Annotated in this window: 22 protein-coding genes and 1 pseudogene; 12 read left to right on the top strand and 11 right to left on the bottom strand. The window is 64.1% G+C overall.

Features of this window, described 5'->3' with window-relative positions; genetic code table 11:
- Positions 1-82 precede the first annotated feature (82 nt).
- Positions 83-241, bottom strand: a complete 159-nt coding sequence (locus HZY77_RS16595; RefSeq protein ID WP_296817194.1) for a hypothetical protein — start codon at positions 239-241, stop codon at positions 83-85.
- A 113-nt stretch (positions 242-354) separates the two neighbouring features.
- Here HZY77_RS16595 and HZY77_RS16590 point away from each other — a divergent pair, with 113 nt between their 5' ends.
- The 7 genes and pseudogenes from HZY77_RS16590 (at position 355) to HZY77_RS16555 (ending at position 5,801) form a co-directional block, all read left to right on the top strand.
- Positions 355-768 (top strand): hypothetical protein, encoded by a 414-nt coding sequence (locus tag HZY77_RS16590; RefSeq protein WP_296817191.1) that lies wholly within the window; start codon positions 355-357, stop codon positions 766-768.
- Positions 769-776: 8 nt separating this feature from the next.
- Positions 777-1,223, top strand: a complete 447-nt coding sequence (locus HZY77_RS16585) for a hypothetical protein (protein ID WP_296817189.1) — start codon at positions 777-779, stop codon at positions 1,221-1,223.
- A gap of 194 nt (positions 1,224-1,417) precedes the next feature.
- Positions 1,418-2,148 (top strand): annotated as a pseudogene (locus HZY77_RS17955) (thermostable hemolysin).
- The gene (locus tag HZY77_RS16570) at positions 2,145-3,629 is read left to right on the top strand and encodes an AMP-binding protein (protein WP_296817187.1); all 1,485 of its coding nucleotides are present in this window, start codon (positions 2,145-2,147) and stop codon (positions 3,627-3,629) included. The pseudogene HZY77_RS17955 and the gene HZY77_RS16570 overlap by 4 nt, the downstream one beginning before the upstream one ends.
- 17 nt (positions 3,630-3,646) lie before the next feature.
- Complete coding sequence (locus HZY77_RS16565) at positions 3,647-4,306, top strand: iron-containing redox enzyme family protein (RefSeq protein WP_296817184.1); 660 nt, start codon at positions 3,647-3,649, stop codon at positions 4,304-4,306.
- On the top strand, positions 4,303-5,109 hold the full coding sequence (locus HZY77_RS16560; protein WP_296656296.1) for an SDR family oxidoreductase: 807 nt from the start codon (positions 4,303-4,305) through the stop codon (positions 5,107-5,109). Before HZY77_RS16565 ends, HZY77_RS16560 begins: the two co-directional genes overlap by 4 nt.
- Positions 5,110-5,132: 23 nt before the next feature.
- Positions 5,133-5,801, top strand: coding sequence for a tetratricopeptide repeat protein (locus HZY77_RS16555; protein ID WP_296817182.1), 669 nt, complete (start codon positions 5,133-5,135; stop codon positions 5,799-5,801).
- A 147-nt stretch (positions 5,802-5,948) separates the two neighbouring features.
- Here the strand turns inward: HZY77_RS16555 and HZY77_RS16550 are convergent, their stop codons facing one another.
- From HZY77_RS16550 to HZY77_RS16515, 8 genes are all read right to left on the bottom strand, one after another.
- Entirely contained in the window at positions 5,949-6,875 is a 927-nt protein-coding gene (locus HZY77_RS16550) for a DMT family transporter (protein WP_296817179.1), read from the bottom strand.
- Between the two features lie 253 nt (positions 6,876-7,128).
- A complete protein-coding gene (locus tag HZY77_RS16545; protein WP_296656288.1) occupies positions 7,129-8,664 on the bottom strand; it encodes a 2-isopropylmalate synthase in 1,536 nt (511 codons plus the stop codon).
- Positions 8,665-8,860: 196 nt separating this feature from the next.
- Positions 8,861-9,655 (bottom strand): CDP-diacylglycerol--serine O-phosphatidyltransferase, encoded by a 795-nt coding sequence (gene pssA, locus HZY77_RS16540; protein ID WP_296656287.1) that lies wholly within the window; start codon positions 9,653-9,655, stop codon positions 8,861-8,863.
- Between the two features lie 28 nt (positions 9,656-9,683).
- Positions 9,684-10,310: a phosphatidylserine decarboxylase gene (locus HZY77_RS16535; protein ID WP_296817177.1), complete on the bottom strand. Its 627-nt coding sequence runs from the start codon at positions 10,308-10,310 to the stop codon at positions 9,684-9,686.
- A 92-nt stretch (positions 10,311-10,402) separates the two neighbouring features.
- Positions 10,403-11,419: a ketol-acid reductoisomerase gene (ilvC, locus tag HZY77_RS16530; RefSeq protein WP_296656283.1), complete on the bottom strand. Its 1,017-nt coding sequence runs from the start codon at positions 11,417-11,419 to the stop codon at positions 10,403-10,405.
- 24 nt (positions 11,420-11,443) lie between these two features.
- Positions 11,444-11,941: an acetolactate synthase small subunit gene (ilvN, locus tag HZY77_RS16525; protein WP_296765612.1), complete on the bottom strand. Its 498-nt coding sequence runs from the start codon at positions 11,939-11,941 to the stop codon at positions 11,444-11,446.
- The gene (locus HZY77_RS16520) at positions 11,941-13,653 is read right to left on the bottom strand and encodes an acetolactate synthase 3 catalytic subunit (protein ID WP_296817175.1); all 1,713 of its coding nucleotides are present in this window, start codon (positions 13,651-13,653) and stop codon (positions 11,941-11,943) included. The genes ilvN and HZY77_RS16520 overlap by 1 nt, the downstream gene beginning before the upstream one ends.
- 274 nt (positions 13,654-13,927) lie before the next feature.
- Positions 13,928-14,200 (bottom strand): DUF2173 family protein, encoded by a 273-nt coding sequence (locus HZY77_RS16515; RefSeq protein ID WP_296817173.1) that lies wholly within the window; start codon positions 14,198-14,200, stop codon positions 13,928-13,930.
- A gap of 200 nt (positions 14,201-14,400) precedes the next feature.
- On the opposite strand from HZY77_RS16515, the gene HZY77_RS16510 reads away from it, so the two are divergent.
- On the top strand, positions 14,401-15,654 hold the full coding sequence (locus HZY77_RS16510) for an IS256-like element ISMaq7 family transposase (protein ID WP_296816209.1): 1,254 nt from the start codon (positions 14,401-14,403) through the stop codon (positions 15,652-15,654).
- On the opposite strand, the gene HZY77_RS16505 is transcribed toward HZY77_RS16510, so the two are convergent.
- Both HZY77_RS16505 and HZY77_RS16500 read right to left on the bottom strand, forming a co-directional pair.
- A complete protein-coding gene (locus tag HZY77_RS16505; protein WP_296817170.1) occupies positions 15,634-15,885 on the bottom strand; it encodes a DUF2173 family protein in 252 nt (83 codons plus the stop codon). The two genes, HZY77_RS16510 and HZY77_RS16505, sit on opposite strands and share 21 nt — an antisense overlap.
- A 98-nt stretch (positions 15,886-15,983) precedes the next feature.
- Positions 15,984-16,388 (bottom strand): DUF2173 family protein, encoded by a 405-nt coding sequence (locus HZY77_RS16500; protein WP_296632812.1) that lies wholly within the window; start codon positions 16,386-16,388, stop codon positions 15,984-15,986.
- Between the two features lie 78 nt (positions 16,389-16,466).
- On the opposite strand from HZY77_RS16500, the gene HZY77_RS16495 reads away from it, so the two are divergent.
- The 4 genes from HZY77_RS16495 to HZY77_RS16480 all read left to right on the top strand — a co-directional run bounded on the left by HZY77_RS16495 (position 16,467) and on the right by HZY77_RS16480 (position 19,304).
- Positions 16,467-16,904 (top strand): RDD family protein, encoded by a 438-nt coding sequence (locus tag HZY77_RS16495; protein ID WP_296632814.1) that lies wholly within the window; start codon positions 16,467-16,469, stop codon positions 16,902-16,904.
- 3 nt (positions 16,905-16,907) lie between these two features.
- Complete coding sequence (locus HZY77_RS16490) at positions 16,908-17,342, top strand: DUF6231 family protein (RefSeq protein ID WP_296632817.1); 435 nt, start codon at positions 16,908-16,910, stop codon at positions 17,340-17,342.
- A 266-nt stretch (positions 17,343-17,608) separates the two neighbouring features.
- Complete coding sequence (locus HZY77_RS16485; RefSeq protein ID WP_363154665.1) at positions 17,609-17,893, top strand: SseB family protein; 285 nt, start codon at positions 17,609-17,611, stop codon at positions 17,891-17,893.
- 28 nt (positions 17,894-17,921) lie between these two features.
- Positions 17,922-19,304, top strand: a complete 1,383-nt coding sequence (locus tag HZY77_RS16480) for an FAD-linked oxidase C-terminal domain-containing protein (RefSeq protein ID WP_296817167.1) — start codon at positions 17,922-17,924, stop codon at positions 19,302-19,304.
- Positions 19,305-19,312: the final 8 nt, after the last annotated feature.

Raw genomic sequence — 19,312 nt, 5'->3', positions numbered from 1 at the left:
GATTACGAGAACGTCCTGGCGACGCCCGTGTCCGACCGCGAAGGGAAACCCGCTACCTGGCGCTGGAACGGCTCTACCTCGACTATGCGATCACCGACACCACCACGATCCGCGCCGGCAAGTTCCTCACCCCCATCGGCCGCTGGAATCTCATCCATGCGACGCCGCTGGTCTGGACGACGTCGCGTCCGCTCGTCACCACCGCGACGTTTCCCACCAACGCGACGGGACTGATGCTCAACGGGACGCTGCCGAACGTGGCGAACGGCACCGAGTATTCCCTCTACGCATCGAAAGGCGGGGAGTTGCGCCCCAATCCGGTTCTGGATCCGTTCTACGAGGCCATCGGCGCCCATGTGGCCTTCCCCTGCTCACGGACGGGCAGATCGGTTTTCCTACGCCGCCTTCGAGCAACGCAAAACCCGCGACGAGAAAAAACACCTGCTCGGCGTCGATTTCGTCTGGACGCGCAACCGCTACGAGATCAGCGGCGAAGGCATCTACCGGTTCTCGGACAACGGCAGCGACTGGGACGAGAAAGGCGCCTTCGGCCAGCTGGTGGTCCCGTTGACCGCCAAGCTCTATGCGGTCGGCCGCTATGAGCTCTACCGCAAGGCGCAGGAAGCGCAAGCCACCCGGCTGTGGGTCGCCGGCCTGAATTACCGGGTCACGCCGGCGATCGTACTGAAGGCGGAATGGAACGGTGCCACGCACAACACCATCGACGCGCCCGAAGGCTTCATGTCCTCGCTCAGCCTCCTGTTCTGACACGCCGCATGCCGACGATCCTGTCCCTGCTGGCGCTCTGGCTCGCCCTCGCCCTGCCCGCCGCGGCGGCCGACCTGCCGTTCGCGGTCATCGCTGCGCCGGGCGCCACCGACCAGCACCTGACGCGCGAATCCGTCGCGCTGATCTTCAAGCGCAAGCAGAACTACTGGGAAAGCGGCACCCGCATCCAGCCGGTCAACCTGCCGCCGGCCCACCCGCTGCGCCGCGCCTTCTCGCGCGTCATCCTCGGCCACGCGCCGGAAGCGCTGGAAGACTACTGGCGCGAGATGTATTTCCACGGCGTGCTGCCGCCGCACGTGCTGGCCTCGGAGGAGGCGGTCATCCTGTTCGTGCGGGCCACGCCGGGCGCGATCGGCTATGTCTCGACCTGCGTCCCGGAACACGGGGTATCGATCGTCCTCACCGTCGGCGACGTACCCACCTGTCCCAAGTAGCCGGCCACTGCAAGATTGGTCGACAAGACTTGCAGGATGCGCGGTGGACAAGCGGGCCGCACGGTTCCTGAACGCCCCGGCTTGATCCCTTAACACCTTTCATATCAATCGTTTGAGCGATTTTTCCAGTCGGGTTCGCCAGCTGGCACCGGTATTGCAATTCCCTGCCTGTCGTGTGGCATCTGCCGCACATCATGCCAAGGAACCCGATGCCCTCCCACCCTGCCGCGCGCCTGCCGACGATCGACACCCTGCCGGCGATCCCGGCCCTGCCGCCCACGTTGCGCAGCGTAGAGCACGCCGTTCCCGCTGCGGACGAAGCGGCCACCCAGCCGCGCTTTGAACTGTTCGAACATCTCGGCGGCAACCGGGCCACGGTCGAAGCCTTCATCAGCCAGTGTTTTGCGGAAAGCTTCGGCTCCCGCATCGAGGCCTTCATGCCGCGCCTGTTCAGCGTGCGCAACGAGGCAGGCGATCTCTGCGGCGCATTCGGCCTGCGCTCGGCCAGCCGCAACCTGTTTCTCGAACAGTACCTCGACGCGCCGATAGAAAAATCATTGCGGCACGCGCCGGCAAACGCATCGAGCGCCATGTCATCGTCGAGGTCGGCCATTTCTCCGGAGCGTTTCCGGGCGCGGCCCGCGCCATGATCGGCCTGCTGACGGCACGCCTCCACCAGGAGGGCTACGAGTGGGTGGTGTTCACCGGCACGACGGGACTGCGCAACGCCTTTTGCCGGCTGGGCCTGTTCCCCATCGACATCCAGGCGGCCACAGCCGACCGTATCCCGGCGGACGAGCGTGCCGCCTGGGGACGTTATTACGACCATGCGCCGCGCGTGCTGGTCGGCAACGTCCAGTCCGGCTACCGGGCCATGCGGCTGCCCGCGCCGCCGCGCTGCTGTCTGGCCGGAGAGCCGGCATGAGCCTGATTCTCGCCGCCCTGCACCGCCATGCGGCAAGCCATCCCTGCAAGGTGGCCCTGCAGGACGAACACGGTGCGCTCACCTATGGCGAACTGCCGGCTGAAATCGCCAGGCTGGCCGATCGGCTGCGCGCCACGGCCCCGCGCGCAGTCGCGATCCTCGCCGACAACGGCAAGGCCTGGGCGCTGGCCGACCTGGCCGCGCACGTGGCAGGCATCCCGAGCATTCCCTTGCCATTGTTTTTCTCGCCGACCCAGCTGGCCCACATACTCCGGACTGCGGCGATCGACCTGGTGCTGACCGACCAGCCCCAGCGGCTGCTGGCGGCCTTGCCAACACCCAGTCTGTCCGTCGCAAGCTTTTGCGGCGCAGTGATGCAGGTACGACTGCAGCCCGTCGAACCTGCTACTGCCCTGCCCGCCGGCACGCACAAGGTCACGTTCACGTCGGGGACGACAGGCGAGCCGAAAGGCGTCTGCCTGGGATGGGACACGATGGAGACCGTCGCCGAGTCGCTGCGCATCGCCAGCGCGGCCCGTCGCGACGACCGCCATCTTGGCCTGCTTCCGTTGAGCACGCTGCTGGAAAACATCGGCGGGCTCTATACGCCGCTGCTGGCGGGCGCGACGATCTGCCTGCCGGGGCTGGCCTCGGTGGGGCTTTCCGGCAGCTCGGGGCTGGATGCCGGGCGCCTGCTGGCCGCGCTGGGCGACTGGCACGCGAGCACCGCGATCATGGTCCCGCAGATGCTGCGGGAGATCGTCGCGGCAACCCGGACGGGAACCGCCCTGCCGCATGGCCTGCGCTACCTGGCGGTCGGCGGCGCACCGGTCGCGGTGCGACTGATGGAGACGGCCCGTACGCTGGGCCTGCCCGTACACGAAGGCTATGGCTTGTCGGAATGCGCCTCCGTCGTGGCCGTCAACCGCCCCGACGACAGCCGGATCGGCAGTGTCGGCAAGCCGCTGTCGCATCTCGAACTCGCCTTCGCCGACGACGGCGAGATCCTGGTTCGCGGCCTCCGCTGGCGCGGCTATCTGGGCGAGGACGACGCAGGGGCCGAGCCGGACGTCATCGCCACGGGTGACCTCGGCTACCGGGACGCAGACGGTTTCCTGTTCATCACCGGACGCAAGAAGAACCTGTTCGTCACCGCCTTCGGACGCAACGTCGCGCCCGAGTGGGTGGAAGGCGAGCTGGCGGCCGACCCGGCGATCGCCCAGGCCGCCTGCTTCGGCGAGGCACGGCCATTCAACTGCGCCGTCATCGTGCACCGTCCGGATATTCCGCAAGCAGCCATCGAAGCGGCGCTGGAGCAGGCCAATCGCAGGCTGCCCGACTATGCCCGGATACGCGCCTGGATCCCCGCCGCGGAACCCTTCACCGCAGACAACGGGCTGTCGACGCCGAACGGCCGCCTGCGCCGCAACGCCATCTTCGGGCGCTATGCCGCGCAGATCGACGCCTTGTATCCCGCCTGAACCCGAACCGGACCCCTATGGATTTCTACCCGCAACTTCAGCACGCCACCGCCGCCGAACGCACGGCCCTGCTTTCGACGCCCCTGATCACAGCCGCCCTGTCTGGCCAGGTGAAGCGGCCGCACTACCTCGCCTTCCTCACCCGCGCCTTCCACCACGTCAAGCACACCGTTCCGCTGCTCATGGCCTGCGGCGCGCGCCTGACCGACCGCCAGGAATGGCTGCGCAGCGCGGTGGCCCACTACATCGAGGAAGAGCTCGGCCATCACGAATGGATCCTCAACGACATCGCCGCGGCCGGCGGCGATGCGGACGCCGTCCGCGACAGCCAGCCCGATTTCGATACCGGCGTGATGGTCGCCTATGCCTACGACACGGTGATGCGACGCAATCCGGTCGGCCTGTTCGGCATGGTGTACGTGCTCGAAGGCACCAGCGTCAGTCTCGCGTCGAATGCGGCGCGTGCGCTGCAGACGGCGCTCGACCTTCCCGCCACCGCGTTTACGTACCTGAGCAGCCACGGCGCACTCGACGTCGAGCACATCGGCGATTTCGAACGGCTGGTCAACCGGCTCGGCACAGAGGACGAGCGCGACAGCGTCGTGTGCAATGCCCGCGCGTTCTTCCGTCTCTACGGCAACGTTTTTCGCAGCATCGATCTTCAGGAGAACACATGAACATATCCGGCAGCACGGTTCTGATCACAGGTGCCAGCGGCGGCATCGGCGGCGCCATTGCGCGCGAACTCGCCTGGCGCGGCGCGTCGTTGATCCTCGTCAATCGCGACGGCGACCGGCTGGAGCGCCTCGCCACGGAACTCCGCGGGTCGGGCGGCAAGGTCCTGGCGCTGACCGGCGACATCGCGCAGCCCGGCATGCCCGCCTGCCTGATCGAGCAGGCACTCGAGCAGGCGGGAAGCATCGACATTCTGATCAATTGCGCAGGCGTGCAGAACTTCGGATTCTTCGCCCAGGAGCGCGCCGCCGACACGGCCATGCTGTTCCAGGTCAACACCATTGCGCCGATCGCCCTGGTCAATGCCGTTCTGCCCCACATGCTGGCGCGCGGCACGGGAAAGATCGTCAACGTCGGATCGATCTTCGGGTCCATCGGCTTTCCCTGCTTCGCGTCCTATTCGGCCAGCAAGTTCGCGCTGCGCGGCTTTTCCGAAGCGTTGCGGCGCGAGCTGGCGGGCAGCGGCGTCGGCGTCACCTACGTCGCCCCGCGTTTCACCAAGACCGCCTTCAACCGCAACGTGGTCGCGCGCATGGCAAACGCCCTGAAGATGAACCAGGACGAGCCGGAAAGCGTGGCCGCCAGCGTCATCGCCACCATCGAACGCGACGATCGCGAGCGCTACCTCGGCTGGCCCGAGAAACTGTTCGTACGCATCAATTCGATCCTCCCGCGTCTGGTCGACCCGAGCCTGATCAAGCAGGCTGCCCTGATGCGTCCCTTCGCCACCGAATCCACCCGTTAATGCCAGCCACCCGGAGAACGACCATGTTCCGCACGTCCCTCGCCACACTCGTCCTGTTCGCCAGCTTGAACGCAGCCAGCTTCGCCGCCACGCCCACGCTGGACGACGCCATCGCCGACCTCGGCCATCGCTGGGCGAAGGTGTCCTACCAGACACCCAAAGACGGCAAGGAAGCCGCCTTCGACACCCTGATCGCACATGCCCAGCAGGTGGCGCAGGCTTACCCCGGCCGGGCCGAGCCGATGATCTGGGAAGCCATCGTCCTTGCCAGCGCGGCCAAGGCCGACGGCGGCCTGGGTGCGCTGAGCAAGGTCAAGCAGGCGCGCACCCTGCTGTTGGCGGCCGAGAAGATCAATCCGACGGCGCTGAATGGCTCCGTCTACAACTCGCTGGGCAGCCTCTATGCCAAGGTCCCGGGATGGCCGATCGGATTCGGCGACAAACAGAAAGCGAAGGCCTATCTTGAAAAGGCGCTCGCCATCAATCCCGACGGCATCGACCCCAATTACTTCTACGCGGACCTGCTCGCCGACCAGGGCGACTATGTGCACGCAGCCGATCACCTGAAGCGCGCCCTGGCCGCGCCCGCCCGCCCCGGCCGCGAGGACGCCGATGCCGGCCGCCGTCAGGAAGTCCAGCAACTGCTGGACAGTCTGCGACAGAAGCATGGCGACCAGCTCGCCGGCAGATGACACGGTGCGCCGCGATGAACAAAACGGCCGACTGGCTCGACACGTTCTGGTGCCTGGCCTTCGTCATCGCCAGCCTGGGAGGGTGGCTGTGGCTGTACTGGGACATGACCTATCCCGCGCAGCAGCTGCTGTAGTCCCGCCTGCCTGCTACGTGCCGGCGCGCCGGCTGTCGAGGCTGACGATGAGCACGCCCGCCAGCACCAGCGCGGAACCGGCGACCTGCAAGAGCGACAGGCTCTCCTGCAGGAACACGTAGGCCATGAGGAGAGTGCTGACCGGCCCGATGGAGCCGATCAGCGACGTGTTGCCGGAACCGATACGACGGATGGCGTGCGACAGCAGGAACACCGGCAGCAGCGTGGAGAAGATCGCCATGGCCAGGGCGAGACCGGCCACCCTGGCGGGCACGTCGAGCGCCTGGAGCGGATGCGTGAACGCAAACTGCAGCAGGCTGGCCGTGGTCGCCACGATCATCGCGTAGGCCGTGAAGCGTGCCGCGCCGATCCGTGCGATGGCATGGCCCGCCCCCACCAGGTAGACGGAATAGGACAGGGTGCTGGCGAACACCAGCGAGGCGCCCAACACGATCCCGCCCTGCATCGTGCCCACGTCGTGGACAAACACCAATGCAATCCCCGCATAGCACACGGCCATCGCAGCCATGACCCGCCCGCCGATGGCGCGCCGGTACAGCAGTGCCGACAGGATCACCGTCATCGTCGGATACAGGAACAGGATCAGCCGCTCGAGGCCGGCGGAGAGCGTTTGCAGTCCGAGAAAATCCAGCAGGCTGGACAAGTAATAGCCGACCAGGCCCAGCACCAGCACGAGGAACCGGTCATGCCGGCTGAGCGGCTCGGTATGTTGGCGCTGGACCCACAGCGCCACGCCGATGAAGAACGGCACCGAGAACGCCATGCGCAAGGCCAGCAGCGTCACCGCATCGACGCGGTCGAGGTAGGCGAGCTTGACGAGGATGGCCTTGGCCGANAAGCCGACCGCTGCGAGCAGCGCGAAGACCACGCCGACCAGCGCATCCTGATTGAGTAATCCAGCTTGTGAAGTGTTTGCCATGATCAGAGACCCTGAGGGGGCTATGGCGGGTCGTCGGCAAACGGAGGGCAATGCGGTCGGACCCGCAGTGCCCCGTAATGAAATTAAGTTAAGCGTGGAGCGGACTGCGACACAGGGAGAGCCCTAGCCACAGTCGCTTGGTGAAGTATGTTTCGGAAATGACGTCTTGCGCGTTCATGGGCAGAGAGCCTACCGGGGCGAATCGGCCGGGTCAATGGAAACATCCCGACGGGGCGTTTCCATCGGACCGGTTTCACACCTGGGGATGCGCGCGCTCACGCTTGCTGTGCAGCTTGTTGAGCGCATGCAGATAGGCCTTGGCCGAGGCCACCACGATGTCGGTGTCGGCGCCCTGCCCGTTCACCACGCGTCCATCCTGCGCCAGCCGAACCGTCACCTCGCCCTGCGCATCGGTGCCGCTGGTGATGTTGTTGACCGAATAGAGCAGCAGGTCCGCTCCGCTGTGGACCACCGACTCCAGCGCCTTGAAGGCGGCGTCGACCGGGCCGGAGCCCTGGCCGTCGGCCTGCCATTCGGCGCCGTCGTCAGTGAAGACGAGCTGCGCCCGCGGAATCTCGCCGGTCTCCGAACACACCTTCATCGACACCAGCTTGAAGCGTTCGTGCTCGGTGGCATAGCCTTCGTCGGACACCAGCGCCTGCAGGTCCTCATCGAAGATTTCGCGCTTCTTGTCGGCCAGGTCCTTGAAGCGGGCAAAGGCTGCGTTGAGCGCCTCCTCGGTCTCCAGAACAATGCCCAATTCGGCAAGCTTGCTCTTGAACGCGGCACGGCCGGAGAGCTTGCCGAGCGTCAACCGGTTGGCGTTCCAGCCCACGTCCTCGGCCCGCATGATTTCGTAGGTCTCGCGGTGCTTGAGGACGCCGTCCTGGTGGATGCCGGATTCGTGGGCGAAGGCGTTGGCGCCGACGATGGCCTTGTTGGGCTGTACCGGATAGCCGGTGATGGTGGAGACGAGCTTGGACGCCGGCACGATCTGCGTGGCATCGATGCGCGTGTCGCAGTGGAACACGTCCTTGCGGGTGCGCACCGCCATCACGATTTCCTCCAGCGAGGCGTTGCCCGCGCGCTCGCCGAGGCCGTTGATGGTGCACTCGACCTGGCGCGCGCCGTTCATCACGGCGGCGAGCGAGTTGGCGACCGCCATGCCGAGGTCGTTGTGGCAATGGGTCGACCAGATGACCTTGTCCGAGCCGGGTACGCGCTCGATCAGCTGCTTCATGCGCTCGCCCCACAAGGCCGGGATGCTGTAGCCGACGGTGTCGGGCACATTGATCGTTTTGGCGCCGGCCTTGATCACCTCGTCGAAGATGCGGACCAGGAAATCCATGTCGGAACGCACCGCGTCCTCGGCCGAGAATTCGACGTCGTCGGTGTATTCGAGCGCGAGCTTCACGGCCTTGACCGCCGCCTCGACCACCTGGTCCGGCTGCATGCGCAGCTTCTTCTCCATGTGGATCGGACTGGTGGCGATGAAGGTGTGGATGCGGCCCGACTTGGCTGGCTTGATCGCGCCGCCCGCCGCGTGGATGTCGCGTTCGTTGGCGCGCGCCAGCGAACACACGGTCGAGTTGTGGATCGTTTCGGCGATCGTGCGGATCGCCTCGGCATCGCCCGGGCTGGCGGCAGCAAACCCCGCCTCGATCACGTCGACGCCGAGCTTTTCCAGCTGGCGCGCGATGCGGACTTTCTCGTCGCGGGTCATCGACGCGCCGGGGCTTTGCTCGCCGTCGCGCAAGGTGGTATCGAAAATAAACAAACGGTCGTTCATGGCAGGCTCCATGGAGGGTCGGCGTCAAGCCGACGCATTATATCGGGTTGCCGCGAGAAGCAGGCGGCGCGGGGTACTGCAGGGGAGGAGGTTCAGTATGTGCGCGCGACGCGCAGCAGCAGGCTGCCGAACAGGACGTTCGACAGGCAGAGGAGATAGGACGGGTGCGACTGGTTAGACATGGCCCAGATTCTATCTATTTTTCGCCGCCCTGCAAGGGGGCAGCCGTCTCGGCCATTTTTTTGCGGCGAATCCGCTGCAGCAGCGCGTCGACATATCCAGACAGTCCATACAGCAGGAACACGACGAACAGCACTTCGGGCGGGCTGGTCGACACCAGGATGAAAGCCAGTACGATCAGGAGGATGACGAAGAACGGCACGCTCTTCCTGAGGTTGATCTCCTTGCCGCTGTAATAGCGGAAGTTGCTGACCATGGTGAGGCCGCCGAATAACGCAATCACGGCAGCCAGCCAGCGTATGTCGTGGCCTGCGATTCCATACTCGACCATCACCCAGACGAAGCCGGCGACCAGAGCCGCGGCTGCGGGGCTGGGCAGCCCCTGGAAGAAGCGCTTGTCGGTGACCGTGTCGATCTGCGTGTTGAAACGCGCCAGCCGCAGCGCCGCGCCCGAGCAATAGACGAAGGCGGCGATCCAGCCGAACTTGCCCATGCCCTGCAGGGCGAATTCGTAGATCACCAGCGCCGGCGCCACACCGAACGACACCATGTCGGACAGGCTGTCGTACTCGGCACCGAAGGCGCTCTGGGTATGCGTCATACGGGCGACGCGGCCATCGAGGCCGTCGAGCACCATGGCGATGAAAATCGCTACCGCCGCGAGTTCGAAGCGGCCGTTCATCGCCTGCACGATCGCGAAGAAGCCGGCGAACAGTGCGCCGGTGGTGAACAGGTTGGGCAGCAGATAGATGCCGCGGTCACGCATCCGGGAGCGCTTCGATTCGGTTTTTCGGTGATGGAAGTCGAGCATGGAAAGGACTGAGGCGCATTCGCCCGCGTTACCAGCGAGCCAGTATGGTACGCCCGCCCGTGACTTTTTGCCCGATCGAGACTTCGGCACGCGCCGTCGTCGGCAGATAGACGTCGACCCGCGAGCCGAAGCGGATGAAACCGTAGCGCTGGCCGCGCACCAGCTTGTCGCCGGTGCGTACGTAGCACAGGATGCGCCGCGCGATCAGGCCGGCAATCTGCACCGAGGTGACGTCGCCACGTGAAGTCTGGATCCAGATCGCGTTGCGTTCGTTTTCGGTGGACGCCTTGTCGAGGTCGGCGTTGACGAAGCTGCCGGGCATGTACCAGAGCCCCTTGATCTCGCCGTCGACCGGACTCTTGTTGGAATGCACGTTGAACACGTTCATGAACACGCTGATTTTCAACGCATCACGTTCCAGGTAGGAATCGCGCACCTTTTCCACCGAGACGATACGTCCATCTGCGGGCGAGATCACCGCGTCGGCGTCGGCCGGCGGCACGCGCGTCGGATCACGGAAGAACTGCAGCGCGAACACCGCCCAGATCCAGAACGGAATCGACCACCAGCCGATGAGCCAGGTTGCGATGAGAGCGGCCGCAAACGCGGCCAGGAGGACCAGCCAGCCCTCGCGGGCGATAAGGGGATGGGGCATGTGAGTGAGGGGTAAGGCTGAAGAGCGAGGAGAAAGGGGTGAGGCGCGCGGGTTCAATCACCCTCACGCCTCACCCCTCACCCCGCACGCATTTAGTTCTTGGATTGATCGACCAGCTTGTTCTTGCTGATCCACGGCATCATCGCGCGCAGCTTGGCGCCGACGACCTCGATCGGGTGCTCGGCGTTCAGGCGGCGACGGGCGGTCATCTCGGGGTAGTTGGTGCGGCCTTCGAGGATGAACTGCTTGGCGTAGTTGCCGTTCTGGATGTTGTCCAGGCACTCCTTCATCGCGGCCTTGGACTGCGCGTTGATGACCTTGGGGCCGGTCACGTATTCGCCGTATTCCGCGTTGTTGGAGATCGAGTAGTTCATGTTGGCGATGCCGCCTTCGTACATCAGGTCGACGATCAGCTTCAGTTCGTGCAGGCACTCGAAGTAGGCCATCTCCGGCGCGTAGCCCGCTTCGGTCAGCGTCTCGAAGCCGGCCTTCACCAGGTCGACGCAGCCGCCGCACAGCACGGCCTGTTCGCCGAACAGGTCGGTCTCGGTTTCTTCGCGGAAGGTGGTCTCGATCACACCGCCCTTGGTGCCGCCGTTGGCGCAGGAATATGACAGGGCGAGGTCACGCGCCTTGCCGGACTTGTCCTGGTAGACCGCGATCAGCGACGGCACGCCGCCGCCCTGGGTGTAGGTGGAGCGCACCAGATGGCCAGGGCCCTTGGGCGCGATCATCACGACATCGAGGTCGGCACGCGGGGTGATCTGGTTGTAGTGGACGTTGAAGCCGTGGGCGAAGGCGAGCGTGGCGCCTTTCTTCAGGCTGGGCTCGATGTCGTTGTAGTAGGTCGCGGCCATCAATTCGTCGGGAATCAGGATCATGACGAAATCGGCTGCCTTCACGGCGTCGCTGATTTCCTTGACGTCGAGACCGGCCTTCTTGGCCTTGTCCCACGATGCGCCGCCCTTGCGCAAGCCGACCGTGACCTTGACGCCGGAATCCTTCAGGTTGTTGGCGTGGGCATGACCCTGCGAGCCATAGCCGATGATGGCGACCTTGCGCTTCTTGATGAGGGAAAGGTCAGCGTCCTTGTCGTAGAAAACTTTCATGTGAATTCCTGAAGAAATAAAAAATCAGACTTTGAGACTGCGCTCGCCGCGTCCGATGCCAGACGCGCCGGTGCGCACGGTTTCGATGATGAAGGCGGAATCGATCGCCTCCAGGAAGGCGTCGAGCTTGGAGCCGGCGCCGGTCAGTTCGATGGTGTAGGTCGATTCGGTCACGTCGATGATGTTGCCGCGGAAAATATCGGCGGTGCGCTTGATCTCTTCGCGATCCGCTCCCACCGCGCGGAGCTTGACCAGCATCAGTTCGCGCTCGATGTGGCTGCCCTCGGTCAGGTCCATCACCTTGATCACGTCGACCAGCTTGTTCAGCTGCTTGGTGATCTGCTCGATGATGTCCTCGGAGCCAACGGTGACGATGGTCATGCGCGACAGGGTGGCGTCCTCGGTCGGGGCCACGGTGAGCGACTCGATGTTGTAGGCACGCGCGGAAAACAGCCCGGCCACACGCGACAGCGCGCCCGCTTCGTTTTCCATCAGCAGCGAAATGATATGGCGGCGGCTCATCACAACTCCTCCGCCAGGATCATTTCCGACAGCCCCTTGCCGCCCTCCACCATGGGGAAGACGTTTTCGGTCTGGTCGGTCTGGAAGTCCATGAACACCATTCGTTCCTTCAGTGCAGGCGAGAACGCCTCCTTCAGTGCGGCCTCGACGTCTTCGGGCTTGTCGATGCGCATGCCGACGTGGCCATAGGACTCGGCCAGCTTGACGAAATCAGGCAACGACTCCATGTAGGACTCGGCATAGCGGCTGCCGTAGAAGAACTCCTGCCACTGCCGCACCATGCCCATATAGCGGTTGTTGAGCGTGATGACCTTGACCGGAATGCGGTACTGTTTGCAGGTCGAGAGTTCCTGGATGTTCATCTGGATGCTCGATTCGCCGGTGATACAGGCGACCTGCGCGTCGGGGAACGCGAGCTGCACACCCATGGCATACGGCAGGCCGACACCCATGGTGCCGAGGCCGCCGGAGTTGATCCAGCGGCGCGGTTTGTCGAATTTGTAGTACTGCGCCGCCCACATCTGGTGCTGACCCACGTCGGACGTCACGAAGGCGTCGCCCTTGGTCACTTCCCACAGTTTCTCGACCACGTACTGCGGCTTGATGATCGGGCTGCTGCGGTTGTACTTGAGGCAGTTCTTCGAGCGCCACAATTCGATCTGCGTCCACCAGGCATTCAACGCGGCGGCATCCGGTTTTTCCTTGGCCTGTTTCAGCAGAGCCAACATGTCGGTCAGCACGTTCTTGACGTCGCCGACGATCGGCACGTCGACCTTGACGCGCTTGGAGATCGACGAAGGATCGACGTCGATATGGATGATGCGGCGCTGCTCGCGCGCGAAATGCGCGGGGTTGCCGATCACGCGGTCATCAAAGCGCGCACCGACGGCCAGCAACACATCACTGTGCTGCATCGCCATGTTGGCTTCGTAGGTGCCATGCATGCCCAGCATGCCGAGGTTCTGCCGGTCGGTCGCGGGGTAGCCGCCCAGCCCCATCAGGGTATTGGTGACGGGAAAGCCCAGCAGGCGCGTCAATTCGGCCAACTGTTCCGAGGCGTCGCCGAGCACCACGCCGCCGCCGGAGTAGATCATCGGACGCTTGGCCTCCAGCAGCATCTGCACGGCACGCTTCATCTGGCCGCTATGGCCTTTCACCACCGGGCTGTACGAACGCATCTCGACCGTCGCCGGGTATTCGAAATCCGTGGTGTGGTAGGTCACATCCTTGGGCACGTCGACCACGACCGGACCGGGCCGGCCGGTGGCCGCGATGATGAAGGCTTTCTTCATCGTCGCGGCGAGGTCTTTCACGTCCTTGACGAGGAAGTTGTGCTTGACGCAGGGACGCGTGATGCCGACAGTGTCGACTTCCTGGAAGGCATCGAGGCCGATCGCTGGCGTCGGCACCTGGCCGGTGACCACGACGATGGGAATGGAATCCATGTAAGCGGTGGCAATACCGGTCACCGCATTGGTGACACCCGGGCCGGAGGTGACCAACGCCACGCCGACACGGCCGGTGGCACGCGCATAGGCATCGGCGGCATGCACCGCGGCCTGCTCGTGGCGCACCAGCACATGTTTGAATTTGTTCTGCTTGAAGATTTCGTCGTAGATGTTGAGCACGGCCCCGCCGGGATAGCCGAACACGAACTCGACCCCNTCTTCGGCCAGACAACGTACGACGATCTCGGCGCCCGTGGCTTCCATAAACTGGTAAAAATCAATTCGTTGGTGAACCTGTGAGGGTAATCGTTTTGCCCCGTAACGGTCAAGAAATCATGCCAGAGCGATCATCCGGCAGACTTCCACGCCTTGGTTTTCACGATTTTCACGCCGGACCCGCAAACATTCCGGCACCCCATGAAAAACCCCTCCAGCACGGAGGGGCGGAGCGGCGAACCGCTCAATACAAACTTCGCCGCAGGCGTGGCCTGAGGGTATTACTCGTGTGCGGCTTCGCGCAGCGCCAGCATGACTTCGTTCAACGCACCTTCAGCATTCTCGAACAGGCAGACCATGTTGCCGACGCTGCACACTGTCGTCGCGGCCCCTGAACGACCCAGCCTTGCGACGGGGACCAGCCGCGCATTTGCGAAAACAGGGACAGCAAATCGGTATTGCCCGACACCATGCGGCGATACCAATGGGCGAATTTCGCCAAACGCTCCATCAACTCGGGCGACAGCATGCCTTCGGCCTCCATGATCACGCCGTCGTCACGAAAACGGCACACGGCCGTCACGCCATCGAGCACCAGAATTTTCTCAGCGACATACGCGCTCCTCAGACCTGCAGGGCATTGAACGTGGCTTCGTAGTCGGCGTCGCGATTCCTGACCACCACACCGCGGTTGCCGTGAGTTATGGTCATTTCTGGTGTACGGGAAGGTAGAAAGGATGGCGTATCCTGTTGATTGATCACGCCAGATCAACAACCAACAGAAGGTGATACGCCATGGCCAAGTCTACCCTGAAGACTCTTCCACAACCAGAAAAAGACGTTATTGATCCGCTGACCGAGCTGCTGCGGACTGGGGCACGGGAGCTGATCGCACAGGCCGTCGAGGCCGAGCTTCAGGCGCTTCTGGATCAGCATGCCGAGCACCGGCTCCCGGATGGCCGTCAGGCCGTCGTGCGCAATGGCTATTTGCCTGAGCGTACTGTCCAGACCGGCATCGGCAATGTCGACATCAAGGTGCCGAAAGTACGGGATCGGAGTGGTTCCGGGGTTCGCTTCAACAGCACCTTGCTGCCGCCGTACCTGAAGCGAGCCCGGAGTGTGGAGGAAGTGCTTCCCTGGCTGTACCTGAAGGGTGTGAGCACCGGCGATTACCAAGAGGCACTGGCCGCGTTGCTGGGTGATCAGGCCAGGGGCTTGTCGGCCAACACCATCAGTCGCTTGAAGCAGCACTGGATCGATGAGCACCGGGAGTGGTGTCAGCGAGATTTGAGCCAAAGCCGCTACGTGTACTGGTGGGCCGACGGCGTATACAGCAACGTGCGCATGGATGACCGCCTCTGCCTGCTGGTGATCATCGGCGTGACGGAGCATGGGCGCAAGGAGCTGGTTGCGGTTGAGGACGGCTACCGAGAGTCGGAGGCCAGCTGGTCAGAACTGCTGTCGGGACTGCGGGCCCGGGGCCTGACGACCAGCCCGAAGCTGGCCATCGGCGACGGCGCTTTGGGCTTCTGGAAAGCACTGGCCAAGTGCTATCCGGACACCCGCCATCAGCGCTGCTGGGTGCACAAGACGGCGAACATCCTGTCCGCGCTGCCAAAGTCGGTGCAACCGAAAGTCAAGGCGGCGCTGCATGAGATCTGGATGGCCGAGACGCGGGCTGACGCACACAAGGCCTTTGACCGGACTCTGGTTCGCTTCGAGTCGAAGTATCCCGGCGCCATGGAACGGCTGCGCAAGGATCGTGAGGAGCTGCTGGCCTTCTACGACTTCCCGGCAGAACACTGGATCCATATCCGGACGACCAATCCGATCGAATCGACGTTTTCGACGGTGCGCCTGAGAAGCAAGAGAGCGCGGAACTGCGGCTCCCGAGAGACCACGCTGGCGATGGTCTACAAGCTACTGGAAACCGCGCAGAAGCGCTGGAAACGGATCAAGGGATTTGATCTGCTGGCCCTCGTGGTCAACAACGTGAAGTTCAAGGACGGCGAGCAAGTACAGGATCAATCAGACAGGAACGCGGCTTGATGCCCATACACCAGATTTGACAATAACTCGGTTGCCGTTCACTACCACCGACCATTCCAGACCCACCACCGAGAAACCCTTGATCGGCTGGAATCCACTCTGACCGGTGAGCGCTTCCCAGCCGCGCGCTTCCATGCCGGCAATCGCCTGATTGGCCACGCACGAACGCGCCAGCAAATCCAGCACCTGCGGCGTCAGCTCGGTACCTTCGCGCAACACATGCGATTGCAAATCCCCTTGTCCGTGTAGGTAAACGCCGCGAGTGCACCCGGCAAATCCATCATTTTCTGCAGATCCATCTTGTCTCCCCTTCAAATCGATATCAGACTTCAGTACAGCGCTTCCTTGGTATCGCCCCCNAGCCTGGCGTACAGATTGACCAGCAGGTCATCCTGCACGTCACCGACTTTGGCGCGCATGATGGTCATGACGTCGTTGAGCAACTCGTCACGGTTTTCGATGAAGGAAAAATAGTTGCCGACCGCGCATACCGTCACCTGCGCGCCGCGCACGATCCAGCCTTGTACCGGACGGCACCCGCAACTCTCGGAGAAGGAATCGAGGATTTCGGCCTGCATGTTGACCGACAGGGTATTGGCACGGCACAGGATCGACGCCATGCGCGCGAATTCGTCGGTCAGTGCGCCTTGATAAGAGAAACGGTCGCCACGATATGCATATTCGCCGGCAGCGATGACGCCGGGGATTGCCATGAGTTGCTTTACGATGTGCATCGAGCCCCTCCTTGGTTTTGATTTGTATGCGGCGCGCTGTGGCAAAGTGTCGCACCTAAGTCGCAATATAGAGCCTCCATGCAAGACAACGCAATAGCCCCCGTTTCTGCCACTTTTCTGGCGCGCGTCGCCGCGATGATCTACGAGCTGCTGCTGGTGACCGCAGTCCTGTTCGTCGCCTCGCTTCCCTTTCTCTATCTGGTCGGCAATGCCGAGACCGGCTGGCGGCATTATGTCTTTCAGTTGTATCTGATCGGCGTGCTGTTCGCCTACTTCAGCGCGTTCTGGATGCGCAGCGGGCAAACCCTGGCCATGAAAACCTGGCGTATCCGGCTGGTCGATCTGAACGGCGGCCGCCCCACCCTCCGGCAGTCCGCGCTGCGCTTCGTCTTTGCACTGCTCGGCCTCGCGCTGGCGGGGGCCGGTTTCTGGTGGGCCCTGTTCGATCGCGACCGTCAGTTCCTCCACGACCGCCTGGCACGCACCCGCCTGGTTCGCGTGCCGCGCAAGGCCTGAGGCGTGAACTGGCGCGACCACCTGCAGGCCCGCCTGCTGGAGATCCAGCCGGACAGTGTGTGCGCACTCGATGCCGCCGCCCATGAACTGGCCCGCGAGGTGCTGCATGACACCCCGTTGCATATCGCCGACAACAGCCCGCCCGCCCAGCCCTGCGCGCTGGCCCTGGGCGTCGACGTACTGAACGGACTGGACGCGCAGCAGGCCCGGCACCTGATCAGCCGGGTGCGCCTCTACGTCGCGCCGCGCCTCCTGCTTGCCGCGCTGCCCGGCTGCGCACTGGACGATGCGGCCTTTCGCGCCCTCGGCTTTACGCTGTCGACTACGGGACCGGCGGAAGGTCCGCGCATCTACCACTACGACATCGAGACCTACAAGACGGTGCCGGACTGGCTCAATTCCCGCTTCTGGGCACATCCCGAGCGCTGGGAACCCTGAAAAGGACGCCTACCCACTTCGCAGCCACGCCCCGGCCAGCCTGGATGGCGCGGCTGCGCGGCGCGCTTCCGCGCGCAAGCACCTCCGCATACGTTACACTGGCCTCTGCCTCGCTCCGCCCTGTCCGACTGCCATGAACTTTACCCCCACAACACGCTTGAAGAACAGCTTGCCGCCGTCCATGCCGGCACGCTTGATCCCGAAACCTTCGTGCTGCACCTGCTCGACCAGCAGCTGTTCATGCCGGTGCGCGACGAAAAGACGCCATTCAGGGTTTCCAGCGCTCGACCCAGGCCGAGCCGCTGATCATCGAAGACGAGGACGGCGAGCGCGTACTGGTAATGTTCACCAGTCCCGAACGCGCCAAGCCGTTTGTCGAACATTTCCCCGACTTTTCGGGCGGCCTGCTGACCGAGTTTTCCTGGCTGCTGCGCCGCATCGGCGGCGGCATACCGATTGCGTTGAATCCGGGCTGGGACATCGGCATGGATTTCGATGCCGACATGATTGCGCAACTGGCCGCGCAACTCCCGCCCGAACAACCGGTCTGACACGCACCCCCTGCCTCATCGCTTCGCCATGTTGTCCGACCGCGCGCTTGCCGATTTCCGTTCCGCCCTCGGCGCCGATCGCGTCTTCGACGATGCCGCCGCCCGCGCGCTCTATGCCTGCGATGAAACGCCGCGCCGGGTCGAACCCGACGCCGTGCTGTTCCCGTCTTCGCACGATGAGGTGCTTGCGCTCGCGCGCGTCGCCTTCGAACACCGGATTGCGCTGACCCCGCGCGGCGCCGGCTCCGGCAACGTCGGCGGCGCGCTGCCCTCGCCCGGCAGCGTCGTCGTCAGCTTCGAATGCATGCACCGCGTGCTCGAGTTCGACCCGGCCAACCGGCTCATCGTCGTCGAGCCCGGCGTAGTCACCGAGGAAATCGACCGCATCGCGCGCGGCGCCGGCCTGTTTTACCCGCCCGACCCCGGCAGCAGCGCCTATTGCCGCATCGGCGGCAACCTCGCGATGAACGCCGCCGGTCCGCGTGCCGTGAAATACGGTGTCACCCGCGACTACGTGCTGGGGCTACGCGCCGTCACCGGCGATGGCCGCGAAATCCGTACCGGATGCCGCACCACCAAGGGCGTCACCGGCTACGATCTCACCCGTCTGCTGGTCGGTTCCGGCGGCACCCTCGCCCTCATCACCGAGGCCACCCTGAAACTGCTGCCCGCGCCGGAAGCAGTCGCCACGTTGCGCCTGTGTTTTGCCAGCAACCGGGCCGCGCTCGATGCGGTCGGCCGCGTCATGCGCCAGGCCGTGGTGCCCAGTGCGCTCGAGTTCATGGACCGGCACGCCATCGATGCCATCCGCCCGACCGGCGCGGCGGACGATCTGCCGCCTGGCACGCAGGCCCTGCTGATGGTCGAGGCCGACGGTGCCGCACAGGACCTTCCGCGCCAGATTGCCGCACTGGAACAGGCACTCGCCGGCGACGGTCTGCTCGAAATGAAGAGCGGATTCGCGCGCGCCGACATCACCCGGCTGTGGGCAGCGCGCAAATCGCTATCGCACGCAGTCAAGCAGATCGCGCCGCTCAAGATCAACGAAGACGTCGTAGTGCCTGTATCGCAGCTTGCCGATCTCGTCGATTTCCTCGACCACACCGCGCAGATCCAGCAGCTGCCGATCGTCTCGTTCGGCCATGCCGGCAACGGCAATCTGCACGTCAATCTGATGGCGCACCCCGACGACGACGACGAAATGGCGCGTGCGCGCCTGGCGCTCGATGCCATCATGCTGCGCGTATTGGCACTGGGCGGCACGCTTTCGGGCGAGCACGGCATCGGCACTGAAAAACGCCGCTTCGTGCCTCAGGAAATCGATCCCACCACGCTCGAGCTGATGCGCGCGATCAAACGGCAATTCGATCCGCACGGTCTGCTCAATCCCGGCAAACTTTTTCCTGACTGAGATCGCCG

It is taken from the genome of Thiobacillus sp. (assembly GCF_013693775.1).
Classification (GTDB): domain Bacteria; phylum Pseudomonadota; class Gammaproteobacteria; order Burkholderiales; family Thiobacillaceae; genus Thiobacillus.
This window is presented reverse-complemented; position numbering and strand designations above follow the sequence as displayed.

Bases quoted from the DNA above. Each gene is read 5' to 3' on its own strand.
- HZY77_RS16590 (WP_296817191.1), top strand. From the start codon at position 355: ATGTGGCCTTCCCCTGCTCACGGACGGGCAGATCGGTTTTCCTACGCC.
- HZY77_RS16585 (WP_296817189.1), top strand. From the start codon at position 777: ATGCCGACGATCCTGTCCCTGCTGGCGCTCTGGCTCGCCCTCGCCCTG.
- HZY77_RS16570 (WP_296817187.1), top strand. From the start codon at position 2,145: ATGAGCCTGATTCTCGCCGCCCTGCACCGCCATGCGGCAAGCCATCCC.
- HZY77_RS16565 (WP_296817184.1), top strand. From the start codon at position 3,647: ATGGATTTCTACCCGCAACTTCAGCACGCCACCGCCGCCGAACGCACG.
- HZY77_RS16560 (WP_296656296.1), top strand. From the start codon at position 4,303: ATGAACATATCCGGCAGCACGGTTCTGATCACAGGTGCCAGCGGCGGC.
- HZY77_RS16555 (WP_296817182.1), top strand. From the start codon at position 5,133: ATGTTCCGCACGTCCCTCGCCACACTCGTCCTGTTCGCCAGCTTGAAC.
- HZY77_RS16545 (WP_296656288.1), bottom strand. From the start codon at position 8,664: ATGAACGACCGTTTGTTTATTTTCGATACCACCTTGCGCGACGGCGAG.
- pssA (WP_296656287.1), bottom strand. From the start codon at position 9,655: ATGCTCGACTTCCATCACCGAAAAACCGAATCGAAGCGCTCCCGGATG.
- HZY77_RS16535 (WP_296817177.1), bottom strand. From the start codon at position 10,310: ATGCCCCATCCCCTTATCGCCCGCGAGGGCTGGCTGGTCCTCCTGGCC.
- ilvC (WP_296656283.1), bottom strand. From the start codon at position 11,419: ATGAAAGTTTTCTACGACAAGGACGCTGACCTTTCCCTCATCAAGAAG.
- ilvN (WP_296765612.1), bottom strand. From the start codon at position 11,941: ATGAGCCGCCGCCATATCATTTCGCTGCTGATGGAAAACGAAGCGGGC.
- HZY77_RS16510 (WP_296816209.1), top strand. From the start codon at position 14,401: ATGGCCAAGTCTACCCTGAAGACTCTTCCACAACCAGAAAAAGACGTT.
- HZY77_RS16495 (WP_296632814.1), top strand. From the start codon at position 16,467: ATGCAAGACAACGCAATAGCCCCCGTTTCTGCCACTTTTCTGGCGCGC.
- HZY77_RS16480 (WP_296817167.1), top strand. From the start codon at position 17,922: ATGTTGTCCGACCGCGCGCTTGCCGATTTCCGTTCCGCCCTCGGCGCC.